This window comes from Nocardioides bigeumensis (assembly GCF_039531755.1).
GTDB classification, from domain to species: Bacteria; Actinomycetota; Actinomycetes; order Propionibacteriales; family Nocardioidaceae; genus Nocardioides; species Nocardioides bigeumensis.
On record NZ_BAAAQQ010000013.1, the window covers coordinates 524488 to 547650 of the forward strand.

The 23163-nt window shown below is 71.3% G+C and carries 23 protein-coding genes; 14 read left to right on the top strand and 9 right to left on the bottom strand.

Features of this window, described 5'->3' with window-relative positions:
• The first annotated feature begins 50 nt into the window (after positions 1–50).
• From ABD295_RS16750 to ABD295_RS16760, 3 genes are all read left to right on the top strand, one after another.
• Positions 51–2006: a beta-propeller domain-containing protein gene (locus tag ABD295_RS16750; RefSeq protein ID WP_344304947.1), complete on the top strand. Its 1956-nt coding sequence runs from the start codon at positions 51–53 to the stop codon at positions 2004–2006.
• A 64-nt stretch (positions 2007–2070) separates the two neighbouring features.
• Positions 2071–2340 carry a DUF2277 domain-containing protein gene (locus tag ABD295_RS16755; RefSeq protein WP_344304948.1) on the top strand — a complete coding sequence of 90 codons (270 nt, stop codon included), beginning with the start codon at positions 2071–2073 and terminating at the stop codon, positions 2338–2340.
• Positions 2341–2423: 83 nt separating this feature from the next.
• The gene (locus ABD295_RS16760) at positions 2424–3257 is read left to right on the top strand and encodes a Sir2 family NAD-dependent protein deacetylase (protein ID WP_344304950.1); all 834 of its coding nucleotides are present in this window, start codon (positions 2424–2426) and stop codon (positions 3255–3257) included.
• A 6-nt stretch (positions 3258–3263) separates the two neighbouring features.
• On the opposite strand, the gene ABD295_RS16765 is transcribed toward ABD295_RS16760, so the two are convergent.
• Entirely contained in the window at positions 3264–3962 is a 699-nt protein-coding gene (locus ABD295_RS16765; protein WP_344304951.1) for an iron-dependent transcriptional repressor DtxR, read from the bottom strand.
• A 59-nt stretch (positions 3963–4021) separates the two neighbouring features.
• Between ABD295_RS16765 and ABD295_RS16770 the strand changes: the two genes are divergently transcribed.
• From ABD295_RS16770 to ABD295_RS16780, 3 genes are read left to right on the top strand one after another with little or no spacing between them, the layout of a single operon-like run.
• Positions 4022–5353: a cryptochrome/photolyase family protein gene (locus tag ABD295_RS16770; protein ID WP_344304952.1), complete on the top strand. Its 1332-nt coding sequence runs from the start codon at positions 4022–4024 to the stop codon at positions 5351–5353.
• Positions 5350–6114 carry a hypothetical protein gene (locus tag ABD295_RS16775; RefSeq protein WP_344304953.1) on the top strand — a complete coding sequence of 255 codons (765 nt, stop codon included), beginning with the start codon at positions 5350–5352 and terminating at the stop codon, positions 6112–6114. Before ABD295_RS16770 ends, ABD295_RS16775 begins: the two co-directional genes overlap by 4 nt.
• A gap of 60 nt (positions 6115–6174) precedes the next feature.
• Positions 6175–7782 carry a glycoside hydrolase family 13 protein gene (locus ABD295_RS16780; protein WP_344304954.1) on the top strand — a complete coding sequence of 536 codons (1608 nt, stop codon included), beginning with the start codon at positions 6175–6177 and terminating at the stop codon, positions 7780–7782.
• A gap of 93 nt (positions 7783–7875) precedes the next feature.
• On the opposite strand, the gene ABD295_RS16785 is transcribed toward ABD295_RS16780, so the two are convergent.
• The 6 genes from ABD295_RS16785 to pdxH all read right to left on the bottom strand — a co-directional run bounded on the left by ABD295_RS16785 (position 7876) and on the right by pdxH (position 15435).
• Positions 7876–8328, bottom strand: coding sequence for a MarR family winged helix-turn-helix transcriptional regulator (locus ABD295_RS16785; protein ID WP_344304955.1), 453 nt, complete (start codon positions 8326–8328; stop codon positions 7876–7878).
• Positions 8325–9938 carry an MDR family MFS transporter gene (locus ABD295_RS16790; RefSeq protein WP_344304956.1) on the bottom strand — a complete coding sequence of 538 codons (1614 nt, stop codon included), beginning with the start codon at positions 9936–9938 and terminating at the stop codon, positions 8325–8327. The genes ABD295_RS16785 and ABD295_RS16790 overlap by 4 nt, the downstream gene beginning before the upstream one ends.
• Before the next feature lie 373 nt (positions 9939–10311).
• Positions 10312–12339 carry an ABC transporter ATP-binding protein gene (locus tag ABD295_RS16795; protein ID WP_344304957.1) on the bottom strand — a complete coding sequence of 676 codons (2028 nt, stop codon included), beginning with the start codon at positions 12337–12339 and terminating at the stop codon, positions 10312–10314.
• Complete coding sequence (locus ABD295_RS16800) at positions 12336–14069, bottom strand: ABC transporter ATP-binding protein (RefSeq protein ID WP_344304958.1); 1734 nt, start codon at positions 14067–14069, stop codon at positions 12336–12338. Before ABD295_RS16800 ends, ABD295_RS16795 begins: the two co-directional genes overlap by 4 nt.
• A complete protein-coding gene (locus ABD295_RS16805) occupies positions 14069–14692 on the bottom strand; it encodes a TetR/AcrR family transcriptional regulator (protein ID WP_344304959.1) in 624 nt (207 codons plus the stop codon). The genes ABD295_RS16800 and ABD295_RS16805 overlap by 1 nt, the downstream gene beginning before the upstream one ends.
• Before the next feature lie 80 nt (positions 14693–14772).
• Positions 14773–15435 (bottom strand): pyridoxamine 5'-phosphate oxidase, encoded by a 663-nt coding sequence (gene pdxH / locus ABD295_RS16810; protein WP_344304960.1) that lies wholly within the window; start codon positions 15433–15435, stop codon positions 14773–14775.
• 70 nt (positions 15436–15505) lie between these two features.
• On the opposite strand from pdxH, the gene ABD295_RS16815 reads away from it, so the two are divergent.
• The 3 genes from ABD295_RS16815 to ABD295_RS16825 all read left to right on the top strand — a co-directional run bounded on the left by ABD295_RS16815 (position 15506) and on the right by ABD295_RS16825 (position 17832).
• The gene (locus ABD295_RS16815; RefSeq protein WP_344304961.1) at positions 15506–16633 is read left to right on the top strand and encodes a citrate synthase 2; all 1128 of its coding nucleotides are present in this window, start codon (positions 15506–15508) and stop codon (positions 16631–16633) included.
• Positions 16634–16699: 66 nt separating this feature from the next.
• Positions 16700–17248, top strand: a complete 549-nt coding sequence (locus tag ABD295_RS16820) for a GNAT family N-acetyltransferase (protein WP_344304962.1) — start codon at positions 16700–16702, stop codon at positions 17246–17248.
• Complete coding sequence (locus tag ABD295_RS16825) at positions 17245–17832, top strand: class I SAM-dependent methyltransferase (protein WP_344304963.1); 588 nt, start codon at positions 17245–17247, stop codon at positions 17830–17832. Before ABD295_RS16820 ends, ABD295_RS16825 begins: the two co-directional genes overlap by 4 nt.
• Positions 17833–17836: 4 nt before the next feature.
• Here ABD295_RS16825 and ABD295_RS16830 read toward each other — a convergent pair whose 3' ends face one another.
• A complete protein-coding gene (locus ABD295_RS16830; RefSeq protein ID WP_344304964.1) occupies positions 17837–18016 on the bottom strand; it encodes a ribosomal protein L7/L12 in 180 nt (59 codons plus the stop codon).
• A 92-nt stretch (positions 18017–18108) separates the two neighbouring features.
• On the opposite strand from ABD295_RS16830, the gene ABD295_RS16835 reads away from it, so the two are divergent.
• The 4 genes from ABD295_RS16835 to ABD295_RS16850 are packed head-to-tail and all read left to right on the top strand — an operon-like array spanning position 18109 to position 21342.
• On the top strand, positions 18109–19119 hold the full coding sequence (locus ABD295_RS16835; RefSeq protein WP_344304965.1) for an SPFH domain-containing protein: 1011 nt from the start codon (positions 18109–18111) through the stop codon (positions 19117–19119).
• Positions 19116–20027 (top strand): hypothetical protein, encoded by a 912-nt coding sequence (locus tag ABD295_RS16840; protein ID WP_344304966.1) that lies wholly within the window; start codon positions 19116–19118, stop codon positions 20025–20027. The genes ABD295_RS16835 and ABD295_RS16840 overlap by 4 nt, the downstream gene beginning before the upstream one ends.
• A gap of 23 nt (positions 20028–20050) precedes the next feature.
• The gene (locus ABD295_RS16845) at positions 20051–20410 is read left to right on the top strand and encodes an ArsR/SmtB family transcription factor (protein WP_344304967.1); all 360 of its coding nucleotides are present in this window, start codon (positions 20051–20053) and stop codon (positions 20408–20410) included.
• Positions 20407–21342, top strand: coding sequence for an SRPBCC domain-containing protein (locus ABD295_RS16850; RefSeq protein WP_344304968.1), 936 nt, complete (start codon positions 20407–20409; stop codon positions 21340–21342). The genes ABD295_RS16845 and ABD295_RS16850 overlap by 4 nt, the downstream gene beginning before the upstream one ends.
• Before the next feature lie 9 nt (positions 21343–21351).
• Here the strand turns inward: ABD295_RS16850 and ABD295_RS16855 are convergent, their stop codons facing one another.
• Positions 21352–21843: a GNAT family N-acetyltransferase gene (locus tag ABD295_RS16855; RefSeq protein WP_344304969.1), complete on the bottom strand. Its 492-nt coding sequence runs from the start codon at positions 21841–21843 to the stop codon at positions 21352–21354.
• A 107-nt stretch (positions 21844–21950) separates the two neighbouring features.
• Between ABD295_RS16855 and serC the strand changes: the two genes are divergently transcribed.
• Positions 21951–23072, top strand: a complete 1122-nt coding sequence (gene serC / locus ABD295_RS16860) for a phosphoserine transaminase (protein ID WP_344304970.1) — start codon at positions 21951–21953, stop codon at positions 23070–23072.
• Positions 23073–23163 lie beyond the last annotated feature (91 nt).

The window sequence follows — 23163 nt, forward strand, 5'->3', positions numbered from 1 at the left end:
GGCACGACCGCCGTGACGACAAGGAACCGGTCGCGGTCGCCTGCCGTCCCATGCCCATGGACATGAAGCGGGCTCTGGTGGCGGGCGTCGTCGTGGCGGGGATCGGCGTGGCGTTCGGCGTGGGGGTCGCCGTCGGAGCCGACGGGCCGGAGCGGCCCGGCCGGCCATTCGCCGCGGAACGCCCCGGCACCGGACGCGTGCTCCTCTCCAATGCCGACGTCACGGTCACCGAGTCCTGCGACGACCTCCTGGCGGCGTACGTCGATCGCGGCGTGGAGCGGGTGACTCCCTGGGGCTGGGACTACGGCGACGTCTACGCCGACACCTCCGGCGGCGCCACTGAGGACAGCGGCGACTCGGCACCCACCGAGGAGAGGGGTTCGGCCGCAGCGCCGGTCCCGAGCACCACGCGAGCCGGGAGCAGCGAGACCGGGACGAACGTCCAGGAGGAGGGCGTCGACGAGCCCGACGTGGTCAAGACCGACGGCCAGCTCCTCGTGCGGGTCGACGACGACCTGCTGACGGCGTACTCGCTCACCGGCGACGAGCCGGAGCTGACCGACACCCTCGACCTCGCCGACGTGCAGGACGCCGAGATCCTGCTCGTGGGTGACGACGTCGTGGTCATCGGGCGCTCGGAAGACGTGTCGGAGCAGAAGTGGTCGTACTCCGGCCCGCCGAGCCGATCGCGCGTGCTCGTCGTCGACGTCTCGGACCCGACGTCGATGGAGGTCACCTCGACGAAGGAGTACGACGCGGCGCTGGTCACCGCTCGGCTGCACGGCTCGGTGGTCAGGGTCGTCGTCAGCGCGGGCCTCCCCGAGCTCGACTTCGTCAGCCCCGGCTTCTGGCGGGACGAGGAGTCCGCCTTCGAGAAGAACCAGGAGATCGTGCGCGACTCGACGATCGAGGACTGGCTGCCCACCGTCGCCACCGACGGTGGCGACCCCGAGCCGCTGATGGAGTGCGGCGACGTCGCCATCCCTGAGGACGAGGACGGCGGCCTCGGCACCCTCGCCGTCGTCGGGTTCGACCCCGCGTTCGCCGACTCGTGGGACACGGCGGCCGTCCTGAGCGCGTCCCAGACCGTCTACGCCTCGGCCGACCGGCTGGTGCTCGCGACGAACGGCTTCCTCAGCGGTCCGGCCTGGTGGGGCGGAGACGTCATCGAGTGCTTCGACGTCTGCCCCGACATGTCCAGGGCGTTCAACGGCGGTGGCACCACGCACCTCTACTCCTTCGCGCTCTCCGGCACCGACGCCCACTTCGTCGCCGCCGGCGAGGTCGACGGCATCGTCGCCGACCGCTGGTCGATGGACGAGGCGGACGGCGTGCTGCGCGTGGCCGTCGGACCCAGCGCGGAGACCGGCCCCTTCAACTCCGTGGTGACCCTGCGGGAGACCGGTGAGGACATCGTGGAGGTCGGTCGCGTCGACCAGCTCGGCCCCGGCGAGGAGATCAAGTCGGTGCGTTGGTTCGACACCCTCGCCATCGTGGTCACCTTCCGGCAGGTCGACCCGTTGTACGCCGTCGACCTGACCGACCCCGAGTCGCCCCAGCTGCTCGGCGAGCTCAAGATCCCCGGCTTCTCCGACTACCTCCACCCTCTCGGCGCCTGGCGGATGATCGGCGTCGGCGCCGCCGCGGACGAGTCGACCGGGCAGGTGCGAGGCGCCCAGGTCGCCCTCTTCGACGTGCACGACGTGACGAACCCCCGCCAGCTGGGCGTGGTCGAGTACGGCTACGGAACCCAGGCCCTCGCCGGCACGGACCCGCGCCAGTTCACCTGGCTGCCGGACCGGCGTACCGCGCTCACCGTCGTGTCCGACGTGTCGACCGGCAGCGTCGGGTCGGTCTCGGTGATCGAGGTCGAGGACGGCGGGCTGACGCAGCGCAGCGTCGAGGTGGAGTACGGCGACGACGTGGCCCGGGTGCGGCTGGTGCCGCTGGCCGACGGACGGGTCGTGCTGGTGACCGGCAACGACATCTCGTTCTTCGACATCTGAGGGCTCCGATGATCGAGGAGGTCGAGCAGCGATCGTCACGAGACCCGCGGCGTACGCTCGGTGCATGTGCCGCAACATCCGCCAGCTCCACAACTTCGAGCCCGCCGCGACGCGTGACGAGGTGACGGCTGCCGCCCTCCAGTACGTGCGCAAGGTGAGCGGGTCCACGAAGCCCTCGCAGGCCAACCAGGCCGTCTTCGACGAGGCCGTGCGCGAGATCGCGCACATCACCCAGCACCTGCTCGACGACCTCACCACGACCGCCCCGCCCAAGAACCGCGAGGTCGAGGCGGCCAAGGCGCGGGCCCGGGCCGAGCTGCGCTACGCCCGGTGACCTCTGCAGCTCGGGTGACCATAACTGCGCAATTGCGCGGAAATGGTCCGGATCCGGCCCGCAGAGCGACCACAACTCAGCAATTGCGCGGAAGTGGCCCTCGTGAGTACGCCGAAGCGCTCGACCTGCTGGCCGGCCGGCCGCTCGTGGTGCTGACCGGGGCCGGCCTGTCGACGGACTCGGGGATCCCCGACTACCGCGGGCCGGGCTCGCCCAACCGAGACCGCACACCGATGAACGTCGCGGAGTTCCGCTCCGGCCCGGCGGCGCAGCAGCGCTACTGGGCGCGCTCCCACCTCGGCTGGACGCGGATGGGCCACGCAGAGCCCAACGCCGGCCATCGCGCGCTCGCCCGCATCGACCCCGACCTGCTGATCACCCAGAACGTCGACGGGCTCCACGAGCGCGCCGGCACGCGCCGCGTGGTCGCGCTGCACGGCCGGATCTCCGACGTGATCTGCCTGTCCTGCGCAGCCGTGACGCCGCGGACCCGGTTGCAGGCGCGGATGGCGGAGGCGAACCCCGGGTACGCCAACCGCCACGCCGACCTTGTCGCCCGGCCCGACGGCGACGTCGACCTCGACGACACCGCCACCTTCGTGGTGCCCGGTTGCGAGTCGTGCGACGGGCCGCTCAAGCCCGACGTCGTCTTCTTCGGCGAGAACGTCCCGGCCGCCCGGGTGGCCCACTGCTACGAGGCGGTGGAGTCCCTGGCGGCGAACGACGGCGCCATGCTGGTCGCCGGCTCGTCCCTCACGGTGATGAGCGGCCTCCGCTTCGTGCGGCGTGCCGCGGAGCACGACGTGCCGATCGTGATCGTCAACCGCGGTGAGACCCGGGGCGACCCGTTGGCGACGTACAAGGTCGACGCCGGCTGTTCGGAGCTCCTCTCCGACCTCGCGGACCTCCGGGCTTGAGGCCGGCTACATCGGCGTGACGAAGATGTGGTCGGCCGCGTCGACGTCGATCTCGGCGGTCTCGCCGCCGGAGCCGACGAGCACGCCCTGGTCGGTGCGGCTCGCCTCGACGATCTTGTCGGGCAGGGCGCCGACGCGGCGCAGCGCCGACATCAGGTCCTCGTCCTTCTGGGTCTCCTCGGAGATCCGGCGGACCCGCACGCGCGCCGACGAGTCGGAGGCCATGGCCACCGAGACCGCCTCGGTGAGCGACTCGACACCCTCCATGAACTCCTCGCCCAGCTCCTCGCCGAGCTCGTCGAGGCCGGGGATGGGGTTGCCGTAGGGAGACTCCGTGGGGTGGTCGAGGAGCTCGACGAGCCGGCGCTCGACGTTCTCCGACATCACGTGCTCCCACCGGCAGGCCTCGGCGTGCACGAGCTCCCAGTCGAGTCCGATGACGTCGGTCAGCAACCGCTCGGCCAGCCGGTGCTTGCGCATCACGCGGGTCGCGAGGCGCTGCCCCTCAGGCGTGAGCTCGAGGTGGCGGTCGCCCTCGACGGTGAGCAGCCCGTCGCGCTCCATGCGGGCGACGGTCTGCGACACGGTGGGCCCGCTCTGGTGCAGCCGCTCGGCGATGCGCGCCCGCAACGGCACGATGTCCTCCTCGACCAGCTCGTAGATGGTCCGGAGGTACATCTCGGTCGTGTCGATCAGGTCGCTCACCGACCCATCATCCCCCACGGGGTGACAGCCCCCACAGGGCTGCTGGCAGAGTGGAATCGATGACCTCGGTGATGTGGTTCCGACGCGACCTGCGGCTGGCTGACAACCCCGCGCTGGTGGAGGCGGTTGCCGACGAGCAGGTGCTGCCGCTCTACGTCCTCGACCCCCGGCTGTGGGGCCCGGCGGGCGAGTCGCGGCGGCACTACCTCGGCGCCAGCCTGCGCTCGCTCGACGCCGCGCTGCGCCAACGGCAGGCTTCGTTGCAGGTCGTCCGGGGCAACCCGGTACGCCGCGTGGTGCTGGCCGCGAAGGCCGTCGGCGCCGAGCGGGTGCACGTCGCCGCCGACTTCGGTCCCTACGGCCGCAAGCGGGACGAGGAGGTCGAGGCCGCGCTCGCCGAGGCCGGTATCCAGCTGGTCCGCACCGGGTCGCCGTACGCCGTCGCCCCGGGCCGGGTTACCAAGGACGACGGCAGCCCCTACAAGGTCTTCACGCCGTTCTCCCGGGCCTGGCAGAACCATGGGTGGCGCGGCCCCATCGACGCACCCACCGGCGCGACCTGGCTCGAGGTCGACGACACGACCGACATCCCCGACGCCGCGCTGCCCGACGGCATCGACCTCCCCGAAGCAGGTGAGCGGGCGGCGCTCAAGCGTTGGCACGACTTCCTCGACGGGCCCATCGACGACTACAAGACCGAGCGCGACAAGCCCGGCGTCGACGGCACGTCGCGGATGTCGGTGCACCTCAAGTGGGGCGAGATCCACCCGAGGACGATGCTCGCCGACCTGGCCGGCCGGAGCGGCGCCGGCCCCACGACGTACCGCAACGAGCTGTGCTGGCGGGAGTTCTACGCCGACGTGCTCTGGCACAACCCGGACTCGGCCCGCGACTACTACAAGCCCGAGTTCGCGAAGATGGCGTACGACGAGCCGGGCGAGCTCTTCGTCGCCTGGCAGCGGGGGGAGACCGGCTACCCCATCGTGGACGCCGGGATGCGCCAGCTGCGCGCGACGGGCTGGGTGCACAACCGCGTGCGGATGATCGTCGCCAGCTTCCTGGTCAAGGACCTGCACGTCGAGTGGCAGCACGGAGCCCGGCACTTCCTGCGGTGGCTGGTCGACGGCGACCTGGCCAGCAACAACCACGGCTGGCAGTGGGTGGCGGGTTCGGGCACCGACGCCGCGCCGTACTTCCGCGTCTTCAACCCTGTCTCCCAGGGCAAGAAGTTCGATCCGAAGGGCGACTACGTGCGCCGCTGGGTGCCCGAGCTGCGCGACGACCCCGACCCGCACGAGCCCGGCGAGCGCAACGGCTACCCGGGTCCCTGCGTCGACCACGCCGAGGAGCGGCGCGAGGCGCTGGACAGGTGGGAGAGGATCCGGAGGTGACCCCGACGCTCGTGGTGCCCCGGCGCTACTGCGGACCACCGGTCTCCGGGAACGGCGGCTGGTCCTCCGGCGCGCTGGCTGCCTTGGTGGCCGGGGCGCCCATCGACCACGCGACGCCGTGGCCGGTGATCGAGGTGAGCCTCCACGCGCCTCCGCCGCTCGACACCGAGCTCGACGTGGCCATGGTCGACGGGGCGACGGTGGCCTCGAGAGGTGGGACGCGAATCCTGAGCGCACGCGTCGACGGGACCACCCTGACGCCGGTCGACCTCGTCGACCCGGACGAGGTGGCGGCCGCCACCGCCGCGTTCCCCGGTTGGGAGACGCACGCCTTCGCCACCTGCTTCACCTGCGGCACCGAGCGCGCCGAGGGCGACGGGTTGCGCATCTTCCCCGGGCCGACACCGTCGGACGCCGCGGTCTTCGCCTCGCCGTGGACGCCGCACCCCAGCACCGCCGAGGACTGGCACGCGTACGTCGACGGCGACCAGCTCGCGTCCGTCGCCGTCACCTGGGCCGCCCTGGACTGCCCGGGCGGCTGGGCGGGCGGGTTCGGCACCCGCCCGATGGTGCTGGCCCGGATGACGGCGCGGGTCGACGCGCTGCCCGTGGTCGGCGCCCCTCATGTCGTCATGGCCCGGCACCTCGGGACGACCGGACGCAAGACGCGGTCGGCCACCTCCCTCTACGACGCGGACGGCCGGCTGGTCGCCACGTCCGAGCAGCTGTGGGTCGCTGTCGACCCGGCGCACTTCCGCTGACGGTCCACCCGGCGGCGTACCCGTTTGACCTCTTCGCTCGGGCATGGAGAGGATTGGGGCATGGCCGATTTTAACGATCCAAACTGGTGGAGGACCGCGGTGTTCTACCAGGTCTACGTCCGCTCCTTCGCCGACTCCGACGGCGACGGCATCGGCGACCTCCCCGGCATCACGTCGCGGCTGCCGCACCTCGCCGAGCTGGGCGTCGACGGCCTCTGGATCACGCCGTTCTACACCTCGCCGCAGCACGACCACGGCTACGACGTCGCCGACTACTGCGACGTCGACCCCCTCTTCGGGCAGCTCGCCGACGCCGACGCCCTGATCGCGCGCGCCCACGAGCTCGGCCTCAAGGTCGTCTTCGACATCGTGCCCAACCACACCTCGAGCGAGCACGCGTGGTTCAAGGCCGCCCTGGCCGCCGAGCCGGGCAGCCCGGAGCGCGACCGCTACCTCTTCAGGACCGGCAAGGGCGAGAACGGCGAGGAGCCGCCCAACAACTGGGACTCCGTCTTCGGTGGCGCCGCCTGGGACCGGATCGAGGGGACGGACCAGTGGTACCTCCACCTCTTCGACCGCACCCAGCCCGACCTCAACTGGCGCAACCCCGAGGTCCCCGCGATGTTCGAGGCCGTGCTGCGCTTCTGGCTCGACCGGGGCGTCGACGGCTTCCGCGTCGACGTCGCGCACTCGCTCTACAAGGAGTCGCTGCTGCGTGACCAGGTCAAGGAGCCCGACGACGACGGCAAGCGTCGCTCGGCGGTCGCCGGCGAGGGTGGCATGGTCGAGGTCAAGGCCAAGGACGAGCCCATGTGGGACCAGCCCGAGGTCCACGACGTCTACCGCGCCTGGCGCAAGATCCTCGACTCCTACGAGCCGGCCCGCATGTCGGTCGCCGAGGCGTGGACCCAGACACCGGAGTCGACCGCACGCTACGTCCGCCCCGACGAGCTGCACCAGGCGTTCAACTTCGCCTGGCTGCTGGCGCCGTGGTCGGCTGCGGCGTTCAAGGAGGTCATCGACAGCACGCTGTCGGCGATCGAGCTGGTCGACTCCTCCCCCACCTGGGTGCTCTCCAACCACGACGTCACCCGCCACGTGACGCGGTACGGCGGCGGGCCGGTCGGTCTCGCCCGGGCCCGAGCGACCACGCTGACCATGCTGGCGCTCCCGGGGTCGTCGTACCTCTACCAAGGCGAGGAGCTCGGCCTCCCCGAGGCCGACGTGGCGCCGGAGTTCCGCCAGGACCCGTCGTGGTTCCGCACCGGCGAGATCGGCCGCGACGGCTGCCGGGTGCCCATCCCGTGGGGCGGCGACGCGCCGCCGTACGACTTCGGGCCGGGCACCGGTCACCCCTGGATCCCCCAGCCGGAGGAGTACGGCGAGCTCACCGTCGAGAAGCAGGCGGCCGACCCGTCGTCGACGCTGGCGTTCTACCGCGCCACGCTGGCGGCGCGGCGCGACCTGGTCGCCGCTGCGGGTGACGCGATCGACGCGGTCGAGGTGACCGGCGACGTGCTGACGTTCGAGCGGGGCCCCGTCACCGTGGTCGTCAACTGCGGGAAGAAGCCGCTCGACCTGCCCGATGGCGAGGTGGTCGTCTCCAGCGCGGCTCTGGTCGGCGGCAAGCTGCCCGTCGACTCGGCTGCGTGGGTGCGTACCGGCTGAGGCAGCTGGTGGTTCGAGCGCCCCGACCAGGGTCAGCGCGACCAGGCAGCGCGACCAGGCAGCGCAACTAGGGAGCGCGACCAGGCAGCGCGACTAGGCAGGGACGCGGTCGTCCTCGAGGTCTCGGTTGTAGCGCGCGAGCGACGACACCAGCGTCTCGAGGTCCGCTTCGGTCCAACCGCCGAGGCGCTCGTCGAGCAGGCGACGGCGTTCGTGCGCCACCGACTGCAGGCGGTCGAGGCCGTCGGCGGTGACCGAGATCAGCATCGCGCGGCCGTCCGCCGGGTCGGGCGTCCGCTCGACTAGCCCGAGGTCGACGAGGTGCTGGACCTGGCGGCTGATCGCTCCCTTGTCGATCGCGAAGGCGTCGACGAAGACCGACGAGCGCGAGGGGCCCTGCTCGGCGAGGTGCGTGAGGAGCAGGTACGACGACGGCTGCAGGCTCTCGTGCACCGAACGGGCTCGCTCGCCGATCACCCGCTTGACCCTGCGGATCAGCACGCCGACCTCACGCTCGAGCTCCGCCAGCGAATCGGCACGCGTCATGACCGAACGCTACCCGCGTCCGCCGGCGTGAGCCCGGAGGAGTCCGCGGTGGTCACCGGCGCGAGCTCGTCGTCGCGCAGCACGGTGGTGCGCAGCGGCACCTCCTTGATGAACAGCACGCAGACCAGCGCGAGCGCCGCGAAGGGCAGCGCCACCAGGAACAGGTGTCCGGTCGCCTCTCCGAAGGCGCCCTCGAAGATCGCCCGCACAGGCGCCGGCAGGGCCGACAGGTCGGGGATGCCGCCGGTCTGGTGCGGGTCGACCGGCTCGCCGAGCTCCGCCATCCCGGAGGCGACCTTCGCCGAGACCTGGTGCGCCAGCACCGCGCCCAGCGCCGAGACACCGATCGATCCACCCATCGAGCGGAAGAACGCCACGACCGACGACGCCGCGCCCATGTCGGACAAGGCCACGTTGTTCTGCACCGAGAGCACGAGGTTCTGCATGGTCGCGCCGAGGCCGAGGCCGAGCACCGCCATGAAGAGGCCGACGACCACGAGGTTGGTGGTCTCGTCGATCCGCGACAACAGCGCCAGGCCGACGATCACCAGCACCATGCCGCCGACGAGGTAACGCTTCCAGAAGCCGGTGTTGCTGATGATCCGGCCGGTGGCGATGCTCGAGACGAGCAGTCCGCCGACCATGGCGATCGACATCAGGCCGGCCTCGGTGGGCGACATCCCACGGGCGAGCTGGAAGTACTGGCTGAGGTAGACCGTCGAGCCGAACATCGCCAGGCCGATCAGCACCGACGCGGCGGTGGCCAGCGACGTCGTACGGTCGCGGAAGAGACGCAGCGGGATCACCGGCTCGACGGCCACGTTGGACTCGACGTAGAGGGCAACTGCGATGAGCGTGAGCCCCACGGCGACCAGGGCGTACGACGTCGCCGACGCCCACGCGAACTGCGAGCCGGCCAGCGACACCCACACCAACAGCACCGAGACGCCGCCGACGATCAAGGTGGCGCCGAGGTAGTCGATGTGCACCTCACGGCGCACCGTCTCGACCTTGAGGGTCTTCTGCAGGACGATGAACGCCACGGCGGCGATCGGGATGCCGACGAAGAAGCAGCCCCGCCAACCGAGCGGGCTGTCGACGATCAGGCCGCCGACGAGTGGACCGCTGACCGTTGCCAGAGCGAAGACGGCACCGATGTAGCCGGAGTAGCGGCCGCGTTCGCGCGGGCTCACCATCGACGCGATGACGACCTGGACGAGCGCGGTCAGGCCGCCGACGCCGAGGCCCTGGATCGCGCGGGCGCCGATCAGCACCTCCATCGACGGCGCCAGGCCGGCGATGATCGAGCCGGCGGTGAAGATGACCAGCGCGGTCTGCACGAGGACCTTCTTGCTCACCAGGTCGGCGAGCTTGCCCCAGATCGGAGTCGTCGCGGTCATCGTCAGCAGCGTCGCCACGACCACCCAGGTGTAGCCGGTCTGGCTGCCCTCGAGATCGGTGACGATGCGCGGCAGAGCGTTGGTGACGATGGTGCTCGACACCATGGCGACGAACATCGCGAGCAGCAGGCCCGAGAGGGCCTCGAGCACCTCGCGGTGCGACATCTGGTGCTGCTCGGTGGCGGCGGGAGCGGTGGCGCTGGAAGCCATGAGGGAGGAGCTCGATTCAGGCGGCAGTGTTGTTGACTTCGACAACCATACGCCTGGTTGGTTGCTTCCGGCAACCAACGTGTCCTCCGTCACGAGGGCCTTCCGCGCCAGGAAAGGGACAACCCGCAGGCGTGGCCTCGTGGGAGACCGCTCCGGGGGACGTGCCCGGATCGCCTGCGGGTCGGGTGACTGCGGTGGATTGCCAGCAGCCGGCGGGGCATCTCAGCCCCGGCCTGGAGTTGCTGGGCTGCTAGCGAGCAGCCACCTCACGCGTCCTTGAAGAATTCATTCTTCGGACCACCTCCTTTCCCGTGTACGACGAGCGTAGGTGGCGACCCGACCCCGCTCAAGGGGTTTCGGCCCGCCGAGAAGCTCAGACCGCGTCGGGGGTCAGTCCGGCCGCGAACTGCGCGTCGTACAGGCGCGCGTACGCACCGTGCGCGGCGAGCAGGGCGTCGTGGGTGCCCTGCTCGACGATCGCGCCGTCCTCCATCACCACGATCACGTCGGCGTCGCGGATCGTCGACAGTCGGTGCGCGATCACGAAGGAGGTGCGGTCGCTGCGCAGCGCGGCCATCGCCTTCTGGAGGAGCAGCTCGGTACGGGTGTCGACCGACGACGTGGCCTCGTCGAGGATCAGCAGCACCGGGTCGGCCAGGAAGGCCCGCGCGATGGTGACGAGCTGGCGCTCACCGGCGGAGAGGTTGGAGCCGTTCTCGTCGATGAGGGTGTCGTAGCCGTCGGGCAGGGAGTGCACGAACCGGTCGACGAACGTCGCCGTCGCCGCCTCGAGGATCTCGGCCTCAGTGGCGCCGGGGCGCCCGTAGGCGATGTTGTCGCGGATCGTCCCCTCGAAGAGCCAGGTGTCCTGGAGCACCATGCCGATGCGCGAGCGCAGCTCGGTGCGCGGCAGCGTCGTGATGTCCACGCCGTCGAAGGTGATCCGGCCGTGGTCCACGTCGTAGAACCGCATCACCAGGTTGACCAGCGTCGTCTTGCCGGCGCCGGTCGGCCCGACGATCGCGACGGTGCTGCCGGGCTCCGCGACGAGGGACAGGTCGCGGATCAACGGACGCTCGGGGTCGTAGGCGAACGCCACGTCCTCGAACCGGATCTCCCCGCGCAGCGAGCCCCGCGCACCGGTGGACGGCGCGTCCTCCACCTCCTCCTCGGCGTCGAGCAGCTCGAAGACCCGCTCGGCCGACGCGACGCCGCTCTGCATGAGGTTGGTCATCGACGCCACCTGGGTGAGCGGCTGCGTGAACTGCCGGGAGTACTGGATGAACGCCTGCACCTCGCCCAGCGACAGCGACCCGCTGGCCACGCGCAGCCCGCCGATGACGGCGACCAGGACGTAGTTGAGGTTTCCGACGAACATCATCAGCGGCATGATCAGCCCGCTCACGAACTGCGCCCCGAACGACGCCGTGTAGAGCTCGTCGTTCTCCGCGGCGAACCTCGCCTCGGCCTCCCGGCGACGACCGAAGACCTTGACGAGGTCGTGGCCGGAGAAGGTCTCCTCGATGTGGGCGTTGAGGGTGCCGGTCTTGCGCCACTGGGTGATGAAGAGCCCCTGCGACCGCGACATGACCTGCTTGGTCAGCAGCAGCGACACCGGCACCGACGCCAGCGCCACCAGAGCGAGGAGCGGCGAGATCCAGAGCATCATGCCGAGCACGGCCACGACGGTCAGCAGCGACGTGAGCAGCTGGCTCATCGTCTGCTGCAGCGTCTGGCTGACGTTGTCGATGTCGTTGGTGACGCGGCTGAGCAGCTCGCCGCGCGGCTGCCTGTCGAAGTAGCTCAGCGGCAGCCGGTTGACCTTGTCCTCGACGTCGGAGCGCATCCGGCGTACGACGTTCTGCACCACGTCGTTGAGGAGGTAGCCCTGCAGCCACGCGAGCAGCGAGGCGGCGAGGTAGATCGCCAGCACCGTCAGCAGCACGTTGCGGACGGCGTCGAAGTCGACGCCCTGACCCGGCACGAAGTCCATCGACGCGAGCATGTCGGCCTGGCGGTCCTCCCCCCGCTCGCGCAGGGCGCTGATGACCTGGCCCTTGGTGGTGCCGGGCTCGAAGCTGCGGCCGATCAGCCCGTCGAAGATCAGGTCGGTGGCGTGGCCGAGGATGCGCGGCCCGACGGCGGTGAGCATCACGCTGACGACGGCGAGCAGCACGACCAGGACCGCCTTGGTCCGCTCGGGGCGCATGCGGCCGAGGATGCGCTTGACGGACGGGACGAACGTCTGCGCCTTCTGGCCGACCATGCCGCCGCCCATGGGTCCACGGCCGGGGCCCGGCCCGGCCTGGATCCGCTCGGTCTCCTGCAAGGTGGCGCTCTTGCGCTGGGTCTCGACTGGACTGGACCCCCGCGCCTCGCTCGGAGCGTCGTCGGAGCTCATGCCGCCTCCTCCGCGCTCAGCTGGGACGCGACGATTTCCTGGTACGTCGTGCAGTCGGCGAGCAGCTCGTCGTGCGTGCCGCGGCCGACGACGACTCCGTCCTCGAGCACGAGGATCAGGTCGGCGTCGCGGATCGTGGACACCCGCTGGGCCACGATGACCACGGTGGCGTCGCGGGTGACGGGCGCCAGCGCGGCCCGCAGCCGAGCGTCCGTCGCGAGGTCGAGGGCCGAGAATGCGTCGTCGAAGAGATAGATCTCCGGCCGTTTGATCACCGCCCTGGCGATGGCGAGACGTTGTCGTTGACCGCCGCTCACGTTGGTCCCGCCCTGGGCGATCGACGCCTCGAGGCCGCCGTCCATGGCACGCACGAAGTCGGCCGCCTGGGCGATCTCGAGGGCCGCCCACATCTCGTCCTCGGTCGCGTCGACCTTGCCGTAGCGGAGGTTGTCGGCCACGGAGCCACTGAAGAGGAAGGCCTTCTGGGGGATCAGGCCGATCGTCGACCAGAGCAGGTCGGGCTCGAGGCGTCGTACGTCGACCCCGTCGACGCGCACGGTGCCGCCGGTGACGTCGAAGAGCCGCGGCACGAGGTTGACCAGGGTGGACTTGCCCGCGCCGGTCGACCCGATGACCGCGACCGTGCGACCGGCCTCGGCGGTGAAGCTGACGTCGCGCAGGACTGGCTGCTCGGCACCGGGGTAGGAGAACTCGACCCCGTCGAGCTCGAGCCGTCCGTGCACGTCGACGGCGGTCACGGGGTCGACAGGCGGGACCACGGAGGAGTCGGTGTCGAGCACCTCGACGATGCGGTCGGCGCAGACGGCCGAGCGGGGCACCATGATCAGGGCGAAGGTGCCCATCATGACCGACATCAGGATCTGCATGAGGTACGACAGGAACGCAGTCAGGGCGCCGACCTGCATCTCGCCGCTGTCCACGCGATGCCCGCCGAACCACAGCACGGCGACGCTGGAGACGTTGATGACCAGCATCACCGTCGGGAACATCGTGGCCATCCAGCGGCCGGCGCTGGTCGCCACGGAGGTGAGCTCGTCGTTGGCCACGGCGAAACGGTCGGCCTCGTGGCGCTCGCGCGCGAAGGCGCGCACCACGCGGACGCCGGTGATCTGCTCGCGCAGGAGGCGGTTGACCTCGTCGATGCGGGTCTGGACCTTGCGGAAGTAGGGCACCATCCGCGACGCGACGAACGCGACGCAGCCGATGAGCACCGGCACCACGGCGGCCACGAGCCAGGACAACCCGATGTCCTCGCGCACCGCCATCACCAGGCCGCCGACGAGCATGATCGGTGCCGCGACCAGGAAGGTGCCGGCGGTGAGCACGAAGGTCTGCACCTGCTGCACGTCGTTGGTCTCGCGGGTGATCAGCGAGGGCGCCCCGAACTGCTGGACCTCCCTGTTGCTGAAGCTGCCGACCCGGTGGAAGATCGCCGACCGGACGTCGCGGCCGAAGCTCATCGCGGTCCGCGCGGAGAAGTAGACCGCCACCACCGAGCAGACGATCTGGACCAACGAGATGCCCAGCATCTCGAGGCCGCGGGAGACGATGTAGCCGGTGTCCCCGGTGACGACGCCCTTGTCGATGATGTCGGCGTTGAGGCTCGGCAGGTAGAGCGCCGCGACCGTGCCGACGAACTGCAGCACGGCGACGGCGGCGAGCCATCGCTTGTACGGCGCCAGGTGGGTGCGCAGGAGCCGGAGCAGCATCAGGCGTCCTTCCTCTCGGTGACGCCGAGCAGGATCGCGTCGGCGATCTGCTCGGGACTGAGCTTGCGCTCTGCGGGGTGCATGCCGGGGTGCCAGTGGCCGAAGACGAGCGAGCGCAGCAGCAGGGCCGCCTCGGCCGGCGGAACCCGGAGGTCGTCGGCGTGCGGGGCGAAGACGTGGTCACGCAGGCTGTCCAGCAGGCGCTGGTTGGCCTCCTGGACGAAGGGCGGCGGTCCCGGCGGCACGGCACCCTTCTCGATCAGCGAGCCGCTCGCCAGCACCTCCGAGCGCAGCGCGACCATCACCTGCATCACCGACTCCATGCGCGCTGCGACCTGCCGGATGGTCGCCTCGACCTTGGCACGCAGATCCGGCAGCGCCGCGAGCGCCGCCGCCATCTGCTCGCTGCCGCCCGGTGGGTTGATCGTCTGCTCGGCGACGGCCATCAGCAGCGCCCGCTTGTCGGTGAAGACGCGGAAGATCGTGCCTTCCGCGATGCCCGCCGCCTCGGCGATCTGCTTGGTGGTCACCCGCCCGCCCTGCTCGGCGTACAACGGCGCCGCCGCGGAGACGATCGCGGCCCGGCGGTCGTCCGGGGACATCGGGGTGGCGCGTGGGGTCACGATCGACCAGCGTAAGTGAGTGAGCGCTCACTCACAACTGAATTGGCGGGACTCGCCGGGCCGGCCGGGGAATCTCACCCCTACGGCGCCAGGCGCTCCACGACCCAGGCGTCGGCGTCCTCGTCGCGGCGGTAGACCAGCCGGTCGTGCAGACGGTCGCGGCGACCCTGCCAGAACTCCACGAGCGCGGGGCGGACGGCGTACCCACCCCACTCCGGCGGGACCGGCATCTCGATCGACTCCGAGTAGCGGGTGTCCGCTGCGGAGTACGCCGCCTCGAGCTCGTCGCGCCCCGCGACCTTCGACGACTGGTGCGAGGCCCAGGCGCCGAGCTGGGCACCGCGTGGCCGCTGGGCGAAGTAGGCCGCGACGTCCTCGCGGAGCAGCTGGGAGGCGACCCCGTCGATACGCACCTGGCGCTCGAGCGGGTGCCAGGGGAAGAGCAGCGAGCAGGCGGGGTTGCCGGCGAGCTCCTGCCCCTTGCGCGACATGAGGTTCGTGTAGAAGTGGAAGCCCCACTCGTCGAGTCCCTTGAAGAGCACCATGCGTGAGGACGGCTGACCGTCGGCGGACACCGTCGACAGCACCATCGCGTTCGGCTCGTGGAGGCCGGCTGACACCGCGTCGCCCATCCAGCGCCGGAACATCGTCACCGGGTCGGGGTCGAGGTCGTCCTCGTGCAGCCCGTTGTCGCTGTACTCCGCACGCATCTCCGCCCAGCTCGGGGAGCTGACGTCACTCATGCGGACGACCCTAGTGGGAAGGACCACACGGGCAAGAGGAGCGAGGTTTTCGGGCGATACTGTCTGGACCATGCCTGAAGCTGCCCATCAGGGCGACGTCGAGGTGGCGCACGGCCTCGAGGGAGTTGTCGCGTTCGCGACCGAGATCGCCGAGCCCGACAAGGAGGGGTCGGCGCTGCGCTACCGCGGCGTCGACATCGAGGAGCTCGTCGGGCGGGTGCCGTTCGAGAAGGTGTGGGGCCTGCTCATCGACGGCGCCTACGAGCCCGGCCTGCCGCCGGCCGAGCCCTACAACATCCCGATCCACACCGGTGACGTGCGCGCCGACGTCCAGGCAGCCGTCGCGATGCTGGCGCCGATGCTCGGCATGGGGCAGACCTACGACATCTCCGACGAGCAGGCGCGGCTCGACCTCTCCCGGGTGGCGGTCATGGTCCTGTCGTACGCCGCGCAGGCCGCGCGCGGCCTCGGCCAGCCGATCGTCCCGCAGCGCGAGGTGGACCAGGGGCGCACGCTCGCGGAGCGCTTCCTGATCCGCTGGAAGGGTGAGGCGGACCCCAAGCAGACCAAGGCGATCGACGCCTACTGGAGCTCGGCGGCCGAGCACGGCATGAACGCCTCCACCTTCACCGCACGCGTCATCACCTCGACCGGCGCCGACGTCGCAGCCGCCTTCTCGGGCGCGATCGGCGCCATGAGCGGGCCGCTGCACGGCGGCGCTCCCGCGCGCGTGCTGACCATGATCGAGGAGGTCGAGAAGCGGGGTGACGCACGCGCCTACGTCAGGGAGCTGCTCGACAACAAGGAGCGGCTGATGGGCTTCGGCCACCGCGTCTACCGCGCTGAGGACCCGCGCGCCCGGGTGCTGCGGCGCACCGCCCGCGAGCTCGACGCGCCCCGCTACGAGGTGGCCGAGTCCTTGGAGCAGGCGGCGCTCGCCGAGCTGCGCGAGCGACGCCCCGATCGGGTGCTGGAGACCAACGTGGAGTTCTGGGCGGCGATCGTCCTGGACTTCGCGCAGGTGCCGGCCAGCATGTTCACCTCGATGTTCACCTGTGCGCGCACCGGCGGCTGGTCGGCGCACATCCTCGAGCAGAAGCGCACCGGCCGGCTGATCCGGCCGTCCGCCGTCTACACCGGGCCTGCTGCGCGGCCCGCCTCGTCGGTCGACGGGTGGGACGCCGCTTGGTCGGCGTGACCCCGCCCTCGTGACCCCAGCTTCGTGACCTCGCCCTCGTGACCCCGCCCTCGTGACCCCGCCCTCGTGACGCTGCCGCGCCTGACCACCGGCCGGCTCGACCTGGAGCCCGCAGGTCCCGAGCACCTCGAGAGGTTCGTCGAGCTCAACAGCGATCCCGACGTGATGCGTTTCCTGCTCGGCCGGGCAGCCACCCGCGCCGAGGTCGAGGCGGAGTGGGAGCGACGGCTGGGACCGTGGTCTGACGTGGCGCGCGGGCTGGGCTACTGGTGCGGCTTCGAGTCGGGCACCTTCGTCGGCTGGTGGAGCGCTAGTGCGTACGCCCCCGACCCCTCGGTCGCCGGAGTCGGCTACCGCCTCGTCAGCGCCGCGTGGGGGCGCGGCCTCGCCAGCGAGGGCGTGACCGCCGCGGTCGCACACGCGTTCACCGTGCCCGGCATCCTGCGCTGCGCCGCCTCGACGATGGCCGTCAACGTCGCCTCGCGCCGCGTTCTCGAGAAGGCCGGCTTCCGGCACGTCGACTCCTACGTCGGCGAGTGGGACGACCCGCTGCCGGGCTGGGAGGAGGGGGAGGTCGTCTACGCCCTGCAGCGCGATGATTGGCTGGTCCGATGACTGACGCGCGCGCGTTGTGGGACGCCGAGGCCGTGGACTACGACGAGCCGGCCGACCACGGTCTGCACGACCCGGCGGTGCGCGAAGCCTGGCGCGACCTCCTCCTCGGGGTGTTCCCTCCGGCGCCGGCCCGTGTGGCCGACCTCGGTTGCGGGACGGCCACGCTGACGCGGCTGCTGGCCGAGGAGGGGTACGCCGTCGACGCCGTCGACTTCTCCCCTGCAATGGTGCGCCGGGCCCGTGAGAAGGTCGCCGGGCTCAGCGCTGCGACCGTCACCGAGGGCGACGCCGGCTCGCCCCCGTTGGAGGAGGCGGCGTACGACGTCGTGCTGTGCCGCCACGTGCTGTGGGCGTTGCCTGACCAGGTCGAGGTCCTCAGTCGCTGGGCGCGATTGCTCCGGCCGAGCGGCCGGATCGTGCTCGTCGAGGGCAACTGGTCGACGGGCGCCGGCCTGACCGCCGACCAGACGGTCACGCTGCTCGCGGATGCCGGGCGGGACGCGACGGTGCGCCACCTCACCGAGGCGGCGTACTGGGGGCGCGAGATCACCGACGAGCGCTACCTCGTCACCTCGCTCGGCTGAGCCCTCAGTCCAGCCCGTCGACGACGTCCTTGGCTTCCTTCAGGCCCATCCCTGACTCCTCGCGCAGCAGCTTGATCGCGCTGATCGCCTGACCCTGCCTGGCCAGCGTCTTCAGTGCCTCGACCTCGCGTCGCAGCGTGTCCACGTCGCCGTTGTCACCGCCACCCCCGCCGAAGAGCCCCATGTGACGAGACTACGTCCTCGATAATTTCTCAGGTTGACATTAATTCGATTCAGGTTTATTTTTGTCGTATCGACTATTGAAGGGACACTCTCATGGCTGACATCACCTCCCTCGGGTTCGCGCGGCACCTTCGGAGCGGCCCGACGTCGCACGTCCGCCACCTCCGCAAGGGCCGGCTCGTCCACGACGGGCCGGGCCAGGCCTTCTGGTTCCGCTCGCTCGCGGCAGCTCTCAGCGAGGTGCCGGTGGACGACCGGGAGCAGCCGCTCCTCTTCCACGCGCGCACCGCCGACTTCCAGGACGTGGTCGTGCAGGCGACGATCACCTACCGGGTGGTCGACCCTGCCCTGGCCGCCCAGCGCGTCGACTTCGGCATCGACCCGGAGCGCGGGCACTGGCGCGCCGCACCCCTGGAGCAGGTGGGCGGCCTGTTGACCGAGCTCGCCCAGCAGCACGCGCTCGGCCTCCTCGGGCAGATGACGCTGACGCAGTGCCTCGCGGTCGGCATGACCTCGGTGCGGGAGCGGATCGCCTCCGGGCTCGCGGACGACGGCCGGCTCGGCGACCTCGGCATCGGCGTGATCGACGTCCGCGTCGTCGCGGTCCGCGCCGAGGCCGACGTGGAGCGCGCCTTGCAGACACCGACACGCGAGCAGGTGCAGCAGTCGGCGGACACCGCGACGTTCGAGCGCCGCGCCTCGGCCGTCCAGCAGGAGCGCGCCATCGCCGAGAACGAGCTGCAGAACCAGATCGAGCTGGCCCGGCGCGAGGAGCAGCTCGTGCTCCAGCGCGGCACCAACGAGCGCACCAGGGCCGCCGAGCAGGCGGCCGCCGACCGGATCGCACAGGAGGCCCAGGCGGCGACCGACCGGCTCCGGGCCGACGCGAGAGCCGACGCGACGCGCGTCACCGGCGCGGCCGAGGGCGAGGCCGAGGCGGCCAGGTTGGCGGCGTACACCGGCGTCGACCAGGCCACGCTGCTGGCGCTGGCCCTGCGGGAGCTCGCCGGGCAGCTGCCCGACATCGGCACGCTCAACGTGACTCCCGACCTGTTGACCTCCGCGCTGCTGCGGCTGGCGACGGGGACCCAGGAGGAGTCGTGACCCTCACACCACGCGCCGTGGTGGTGCACCGACGCTCCGAGCTCGAGGAGCTCGTCGCCCACCACGGCACCCGCCAGCAGGCGGAGTTCTTCCTGCGCACCCGCGGTCGCTCCATCGACGAGCCGGCCTCCCGTCATGCGGCGCTCGAGGAGGCGCTGGCCACGGCGGAGGCGGCCGTCCCGGCGGACTGGCGCCGCATCCAGGTCGAGCGGGAGGACCTGTCCCGCTTCGTCTTCGGCCCCGAGGACGTCGTGGTCGTGGTGGGTCAGGACGGCCTGGTGGCCAACGTGGCGAAGTACCTCGACGGCCAGCCGGTGATCGGTGTCGACCCCGAGCCGGGCCGCCATCCGGGCGTGCTGGTCCCCCACGGGCCGGGCTCGCTCGGCGCCCTGCTCGGGAACGGGCCGGCGTGGCTCGTCGCGCGGGTCGAGCAGCGGACCATGGTGCGCGCGGTGCTCGACGACGGCCAGGAGCTCCACGGGCTCAACGAGATCTACGTCGGCCACCCGAGCCACCAGTCGGCGCGCTACCGACTGACGACGCCGGACGGCTTTCGCGAGCGGCAGTCCTCGTCCGGGGTCCTCGTCGGCACCGGCACGGGCGCCACCGGGTGGTGCCGCTCGGTCGCGCTCGAGCGGCGTACCTCACTGCCCCTGCCCGCACCTCGGGATCCCCGCCTCGTGTGGTTCGTGCGGGAGGCGTGGCCCTCGCCGGTCACGGGCGTCTCCGCCGTGGAGGGGGCGCTCGGCGCGGAGGAGGCGATCACCGTGCTCGCCGAGTCCGACCTCGTCGTCTTCGCCGACGGGATCGAGACCGACCGCCTCACCGTGACCTGGGGGCAAGCAGTGACGCTCGGCGTCGCCGGACGCCGACTACAGCTGGTGCACCGGGACGCGCTTGACATGTGACCGTTTGGTCACATAATAGGCCCATGGATCCGCACGACGCCGTCTTCAAGGCGCTCGCCGACCCCACCCGACGGGAGATCCTCGACCTCCTCTTCGCGCAGGACGGCCGCTCGGTCGGCGAGCTGTGCGAGGCGTTCGACGACCGGATGAGCCGCTTCGGCGTGATGAAGCACCTCTCGGTGCTGGCCGAGGCCGACCTCGTCGTCGCCGTGAAGGACGGCCGCACGAAGCGGCTGCACCTCAACCCCGTCCCGATCGAGCAGGTCGCGAACCGCTGGATCAGCAAGTACGCCGCCCGTTTCACCTCCGCGCTCGTGGGACTCCAAGAGCACCTCGAGCACCCGCCCACCGCTCGGGGACAGTCAGAAGGGAGCGCGTCATGACCCTGACCGCGCACGTCTACCAGATCTACATCGCTGCCGACGCCGACCAGGTCTGGGCCGGCATCACCGACTCGGAGTGGACCAAGCGCTACTTCCACGGCACCGCGTTCGTCGAGGGTCCCACCCCGGGCGCGCGCTACGTGACGGCCATACCGGGCGGCAGCGAGGCGGTCGACGGCGTGGTCGAGGAGATGACGCCGCCCTCCCCCGGCCAGGCCGGGCGCTTCGTGCAGACCTGGCACGTGCTGTACGACGCCGCGATGGCCGACGAGCCGCCCAGCCGGGTCGAGTGGACCGTCGAGCAGGTCGGCGACGGGCTGACCCGGGTGCGCCTCGTGCACGGAGACCTCGCGGGCAGCCCGCTCACCTGGGCCAGCGTCAAGGACGGCTGGGTCTGGATCCTGGGCGGCCTCAAGACGGTCCTCGAGACCGGCCGGTCGCTGCCCGCTGCCACCGTCGACACGGGCGACGACCAGCGACCGGCCGAGGGCGACTGGCACCGTCGCCAGGGGGTCGAGGCCAACAACCCGATCCACGCGCTGCTCGAGCAGCCGGCGAGCGCGGCGCGCGACGAGGACCTGCTGCGGCACGCGTACGCCGCGGCGTACCACTGGGAGCGAGCGGCCGGCCGCGGGCCGGCCAACGACGCCCGCGCGGCCTACATGATCTCCCGTGCGCTGACCGCCACCGACCAGGCCGTGCGGGGCCTGGTCTCGGCCGACCGCTGCCTCGCGATCTGCGTCGAGCACGGCCTCGACGACTTCGACCTGGCCTACGCGCACGAGGCTCGGGCCCGCGCCCTGCTCGCGCTGGGTCGCGCCGACGAGGCTGCGTCGGCGTGGGCCGCCGCTCGCGCCGTCGAGGTCGCCGACCCCGAGGACCGGGCGATCGTCGAGGCCGACCTCGCCGTCCTGGAGCCTGTCCTGGGCTGAGGCGGCCGGCTACTCCAGCGGTCGGGCGAAGCACCGGTTGTCGGGGGCGTCCTTGTAGTGGGCGAACCCGGGGATCGCGGTGTAGCCGCTCGAGACGTAGAGCGCGATCGCCTCCGGCTGGGCGAGGCCGGTCTCGAGGACCATCACCTCGGCGCCGCTCTCGCGGGCGGTCCGCTCGAGGTGGGCCAGCATCGTGCGGGCCAGCCCCTCGCCGCGGTGCTCGAGGGTGACGTACATCCGCTTCACCTCGGCGGTCCTGTCGCTCCCGAACACGGTCACGTCCGTACGCCGCCGCCACGCCCCCGACGCGGCCGGCTGGCCGTCGACGTACCCGACGAAGAACGCGCCGTCCGGGTCGTCGAACTCCGTCGGCTGCAGCGGGGTCTCGTCGCGGCCGCCGTAGCGGACGACGTACTCCTGCTGCACCTCCTCGACCAGCGCGAGAGCGTCCGGATGGGTGATCGGCCGCCGCTCGATGCGCAGCGCGGTGTCCTTCGTCACGTGACCTCCGGCGAGATGCGGGCCGGGCGCCGGCCCGGGCGGCTGCCAGAATAGGACCCCTGACAGCGTCGTCAGCCACCACCGGACCAGACCTCAAAGGCATTGTCGTGACAGACGCCCTGCAGATCCCCGCTGACCTCAAGCCTGCCGATGGGCGCTTCGGAGCGGGACCCTCCAAGATCCAGCCCGCGCACCTCGCCGCGCTCGCCGCGACCGGCACCACCCTGATGGGCACCTCGCACCGGCAGGCGCCCGTGCGCGACCTGGTCGGGCGGGTGCGCGAGGGCCTGGCCGAGCTGTTCTCGATGCCCGAGGGCTACGAGGTGGTGCTCGGCAACGGCGGCGCGACCGCGTTCTGGGACGTCGCGACCCACGGGCTGATCCGGACCCGCAGCCAACACCTGTCCTTCGGGGAGTTCTCCTCGAAGTTCGCGACCGCGGCGAGCACCGCGCCCTGGCTCGAGGCGCCGAGCGTGCTCAAGTCCGAGCCGGGTTCGCGTCCGGTCGCCGTCGCCGAAGCGGGCGTCGACGCCTACGCGTGGGCCCACAACGAGACCTCGACCGCGGTGATGGCTCCCGTGGTGCGACCCGACGGCGCCGACGAGGGCGCGCTGGTGCTCATCGACGCCACGTCGGGCGCGGGCGGTCTGCCCGTCGACCTGGCCGAGGTCGACGCCTACTACTTCGCGCCGCAGAAGTCCTTCGCCTCCGACGGCGGGCTCTGGCTCGCTGTCATGTCGCCGGCCGCGCTCGACCGGGCCGCCGAGATCGCCGCGTCCGGCCGCTACATCCCGGCGTTCTTCGACCTGCCCACCGCGATCGACAACTCACGCAAGAACCAGACCTACAACACCCCGTCGGTCGCCACGCTCTTCCTGATGGCCGAGCAGCTCGACTGGATGAACTCCTCCGGCGGTCTGGCCGGGATGGTGGAGCGCACGACCGCGTCGTCCGACGCGCTCTACGGCTGGGCCGAGAAGACGGCGTACACGACGCCGTACGTCGCCGACCCCGACCACCGCTCGTTGGTGATCGGGACCATCGACTTCGACGAAGCGATCTCGGCCGACGCGGTCGCGGCGACCCTGCGCGCCAACGGCATCGTCGACACCGAGCCCTACCGCAAGCTCGGCCGCAACCAGCTGCGGATCGCGATGTACCCCGCCATCGACCCCGCCGACGTCGAGGCGCTCACGGCCTGCATCGACTGGGTTGTGACGAACAGCTGACCGCGAGGAACGAGCGGTCAGCGTGGGTTCGGCCAGGTCGAGCAGCCCTCGCGCCCGAGCTTGCGAGGGCGCGAAAAGGGCGTGTCGAGAC